Here is a 2,955-nt window from a genome sequence, read left to right as displayed (position 1 = left end):
TTTAAGAATCTACAAAAATAAGGTTTTATACCGAATTTCCCATTCCGCTTTGGAGTGGGTTTTTTTGTACATCAAAGTAAAGAAAGGTGGAATTAAAATGGGGTGGCGAATTGTACATGTTAAAGAAAGTGAATCAATGCAACTGCGTTTAGATAACTTGCAAATATCTAAGCAAGGATTCAAGTATTTTATTCCTCTAGCTGATATTAATATGATAGTTATTGAAGGGCGAACTACTCTAACAACTTCTTTAATGGCAGCTTTTACTAAATATAATATTGTAACGATAATTTGTGATAAACAGTATTTACCAACAGGGATACTTTTAAGTTATGGAAACTACCATCATATGGCCAAACGCACATTACAGCAAATAAAATGGACACAAGAAATTAAAAAAGAAATGTGGAAAAATGTCATAGGTCAAAAAATAACTAATCAAATCAGAGTAGCTGAATTATTAAAAGTCGAACCAGAACGAATCGAATTAATGCAAAAGAATTATCACAATTTGACTCCAGGAGATCAGACAAATCGTGAAGGTCATACAGCCAAGATTTATTTTAATTCGTTATATGGACTTAATTTTACGCGAGACAAAGATTGTCTTGAAAACAGTGGAATGAATTATGGCTATACGATCATTCGAGCTGCAGTAGCACGGTTAGTTGTTGGTCAAGGACTAATCCCAGCTTTGGGAATATTTCATCATAATGAATTTAATTCGTTTAATCTGGTAGATGATTTGATGGAACCCTTTCGACCATTGATGGACTATTGGCTGATGAAAAATATTTTTCATAAATATAAATATCTTTCGTATGAAGCAAGATTGATTATTATTAATTTTTTAAATCAAGAAATGATTTTTAAAGGAACCCACAGTTCGATAGATCAGATAATGGATAAATACATAACAAGCTTTGTTGAAGCAATGTCTGAAGAAAATACTTTGTTACTTGAAAGAATTAAGTTGGATGATTTTTTGGAGGCAATGAAATGAGGTATCAAGAAATGAGAATATTGTGTATGTTTGATTTACCAGTTGAAACTAGCAAGCAGAAAAGAGATTATCGAATTTTTCGCAAGTCATTGATTGAAAATGGGTTTTCGATGCTCCAATATTCAGTATATTATCGGATTGTTCCAAATAGATCAGCAGGGAAGAAATTTGAATCGATACTTGAAAGAAGATTACCCGCTGCTGGTGAGGTAAGGCTGTTGTATATAAGTGAAAAGCAGTTTGAAGATATGAAACTGTTAGTTGGTCAAAGAAGCAAGCAAGAAAAAGTCGTTGGTATCCAAAAATTGGTGGTGATTTAGAAAATGAATCTTAAAATTGAATATGAAAATAATCAATACTTAAATTTTGATGCGGGTTTAATAAACTTTTTTTTAGGTCCAAATTCAGAAATTAAGTGGAAATTGTTTCGTGGATTGCAAAGGTTCAACATGGGTAAAGCATTGAATGAATTGGAAGAGAATGTTTATGGTGAAGATGGTATTTCGATTGAATGTGATGGGAAAAAATTAAATAGTAAAAATAACTTGATCATGATATTGGATAGCAGAGATAGTTTCTTGAAACATTATACATTATCTAAGGGTAGCTTATTATTGCACTATTTTGAAAATTTGAAAAATGATTTTGACCTCAATAAATCCATTTATGAATTAAATGACAAGATTTTGAATCTAGAAACAATATTTCAAGATAAAATTGAAAATGAGCTGCACAATTTTGTTCCTTCTTTGCATGCGATAGAATTTGATGAAATTCTGAAGAAGTTATTAATAATCAATTATCTTGAAAACAGCCAAGTTTTTCCATTGCAAATGTTGGATGTAAATAAAACAATCGAGGACTTTTGTAGATTATTAAGGAACTTCTTGATCTCAGAAAGTAAGCCAATCTGGTTATGGATAAAAAATCCAAATTCATTTTTGGCCAAGGGAAGCTTGAAAAAATTTATTGCTGTCTTGAGAAAAATTACTAATGAAACTAAACTTTTAAGAGTTTTTATTGTTAGTGATGATTTCTTGGACATTGCTTATGAGCCAGAAGATATGGAGAATACTGTTCTTATATATAACGAAATACAACAGCTTCCCCCCTATGATATTTTTTTGAATTCAATAAAAAATAATTATCCAGATAATGAATTCGATGATGAAGAAGATTTACTGGGAAATTTGTTTAAGATTTTTCCGTACATTGATCAGAAAAATTATAAAAATGTTTTTCTGGATAAAAAGAATATGCTATTATTAAAGTTAGTTGATGAATTGCTTGGATGCAATGAAATTCAGCTAATTAAGGGAAACAGAAATGAGCTGACCGACTGTGAAGAAAATTTTCTTTATGGTAAATAATCTTCGACTTTTTTCCATTTTGAGGTTTTTGTACTCTTAAGGATTCAGTAACGGTAAAACAACCTTAGCTAATCGCTGTTGTATATCCATGTTTTTGTACTCTTAAGGATTCAGTAACGGTAAAACTTAGCCCTCGCTGTGCTAAACGAGCTTAAAGTTTTTGTACTCTTAAGGATTCAGTAACGGTAAAACACCGTATTTACATATTCGATATACCATTCTGTTTTGTACTCTTAAGGATTCAGTAACGGTAAAACGTTTTTTGTGGATATACAGCCTCAAGGGTAGTTTTTGTACTCTTAAGGATTCAGTAACGGTAAAACTACAGGCTATCCAAATTTTAGCCTTAGCAAGTTTTTGTACTCTTAAGGATTCAGTAACGGTAAAACATCAATTTAAATCAATAGTTCGACTGATAGGTTTTTGTACTCTTAAGGATTCAGTAACGGTAAAACAATTAAAATGTACAATCGTATTGGTGATGAGTTTTTGTACTCTTAAGGATTCAGTAACGGTAAAACTTTTAACAACGTCAATGAAAGTTTGCTTAGGTTTTTTGTACTCTTAAGGATTCAGTAACGG

General features: G+C 31.0%; 3 protein-coding genes and 1 CRISPR repeat array. All 3 genes read left to right on the top strand.

What is annotated here, in order from left to right:
• Positions 1-97 precede the first annotated feature (97 nt).
• The 3 genes from cas1 to csn2-St are packed head-to-tail and all read left to right on the top strand — an operon-like array spanning position 98 to position 2,373.
• Positions 98-1,003 (top strand): type II CRISPR-associated endonuclease Cas1, encoded by a 906-nt coding sequence (cas1, locus tag ON15_RS08935; protein WP_026049556.1) that lies wholly within the window; start codon positions 98-100, stop codon positions 1,001-1,003.
• Positions 1,000-1,323 carry a CRISPR-associated endonuclease Cas2 gene (gene cas2 / locus ON15_RS08930; protein WP_010581143.1) on the top strand — a complete coding sequence of 108 codons (324 nt, stop codon included), beginning with the start codon at positions 1,000-1,002 and terminating at the stop codon, positions 1,321-1,323. The genes cas1 and cas2 overlap by 4 nt, the downstream gene beginning before the upstream one ends.
• A 3-nt stretch (positions 1,324-1,326) precedes the next feature.
• Positions 1,327-2,373 (top strand): CRISPR-associated protein Csn2-St, encoded by a 1,047-nt coding sequence (csn2-St, locus tag ON15_RS08925; protein WP_010581142.1) that lies wholly within the window; start codon positions 1,327-1,329, stop codon positions 2,371-2,373.
• 24 nt (positions 2,374-2,397) lie between these two features.
• A CRISPR array of direct repeats spans positions 2,398-2,894; the repeat unit is 36 nt; unit sequence GTTTTTGTACTCTTAAGGATTCAGTAACGGTAAAAC.
• Between the last annotated feature and the right edge of the window lie 61 nt (positions 2,895-2,955).

Origin of the sequence: Liquorilactobacillus vini DSM 20605, from assembly GCF_000255495.1 — a bacterium.
Taxonomy (GTDB): Bacteria; Bacillota; Bacilli; order Lactobacillales; family Lactobacillaceae; genus Liquorilactobacillus; species Liquorilactobacillus vini.
This window is presented reverse-complemented; position numbering and strand designations above follow the sequence as displayed.

Excerpts from the sequence above, each read along its gene's own strand:
- cas1 (WP_026049556.1), top strand. The coding sequence starts at position 98 with ATGGGGTGGCGAATTGTACATGTTAAAGAAAGTGAATCAATGCAACTG.
- cas2 (WP_010581143.1), top strand. The coding sequence starts at position 1,000 with ATGAGGTATCAAGAAATGAGAATATTGTGTATGTTTGATTTACCAGTT.
- csn2-St (WP_010581142.1), top strand. The coding sequence starts at position 1,327 with ATGAATCTTAAAATTGAATATGAAAATAATCAATACTTAAATTTTGAT.